General features: G+C 62.2%; 1 protein-coding gene. It reads right to left on the reverse strand.

Features of this window, described 5'->3' with window-relative positions:
- Positions 1-128: 128 nt before the first annotated feature.
- A complete protein-coding gene (locus tag LB556_RS31540) occupies positions 129-1,085 on the reverse strand; it encodes an IS5 family transposase (RefSeq protein ID WP_224571285.1) in 957 nt (318 codons plus the stop codon).
- Positions 1,086-1,147: the final 62 nt, after the last annotated feature.

Raw genomic sequence — 1,147 nt, forward strand, 5'->3', positions numbered from 1 at the left:
TGTGGGGCTGGTGCGCAATTAGCTGAGAGATTGCCGTGGGGAGCAGATCGCCACTTTTTGAGGAGAATGGGTTCTGGTTTGGGGTTTCGGGCGGCAATTCAGCCCATGGGGCTGGATTGCGGACGCACCTATGGCGTGATGGCAGCCCATCGGCGCATGTTGAAGGCGATCGCCGCCATCATCACTTGGCCCGCAGCCTTGGCCAGTCCGACATAGCGGATCATGGTCAGCCGCATGCGGTTCTTGAGCGTGGCGAAGGTGGTCTCTACCGCAGCCCGCCGCCTGGCAATCAGCTGGTTATAATGCTTGAGCCGCGCCGACAGCGGGTGGTGCTTGTTGGGACGGCGTGCAATGCGTGGCCTCTTGCCTTCGGCCTTGAGCCGGGCACGGCGGGCATGCGTGTCGTAGGCGGCATCCGCCCATACCATCTTCTCGTCGCCGCAGATCAAGGCATCGGCCACGACCGTGTCATTGACGTTGGCCGCCGTGGTGATCACCGTGCGGATCAGCCCAGAGCCCTCATCAACCCCAACATGGGCCTTGTAGCCGAAGGTGAAGCCCTTCTTGCCCTGCCGCGCGGTGAGGCCGGCCTCTACATCCTTCGACGGCCGTTCGCTCGTCGGCGGCGCAGAGACCGCATTGATCAGCGTGGCATCCAGCATCGTGCCGCGCTTGAGGATCACACCGGCCTTCTCCAACTGCCGGTCCAGTTCGCCAAACAGCTTCTCCTGCAGCCCCTCACCGACAAGCAGGTTGCGAAACCGCGAAAGCACCGTGTGGTCGGGAATGCTCTCTTCAAGGCCGAGCCCGACGAAGCGCCGGAACGACAGCCGGTCGCCGAGCGCTTCCTCCAGTTCACGATCAGACAGCCCATACAGCGATTGCAGCAACAGCGCCTTGAACAGCACCAGCGGTGGCCAGGCCGCTCTACCAGGCCCGCCATCGCGCAATGGGGCAAGCAGCTTCTCGAAGCGATACCACTTCACCAGACCAGACAACCGGTCGAGCGGCGAAGAACCGCCCACCAGCCTGTTGCCAAGAAATGCCTCCGCAAGGCTCAATTGACCCGTTTGCTTCACAGCCATTGCGATTCCCTCCGAGTGTTCCTCTCAGAGAATCACAACCAGCCAATTACGCAACAGGCCCC

The organism is Mesorhizobium sp. ES1-4 (assembly GCF_020164745.1).
GTDB lineage: Bacteria > Pseudomonadota > Alphaproteobacteria > Rhizobiales > Rhizobiaceae > Mesorhizobium.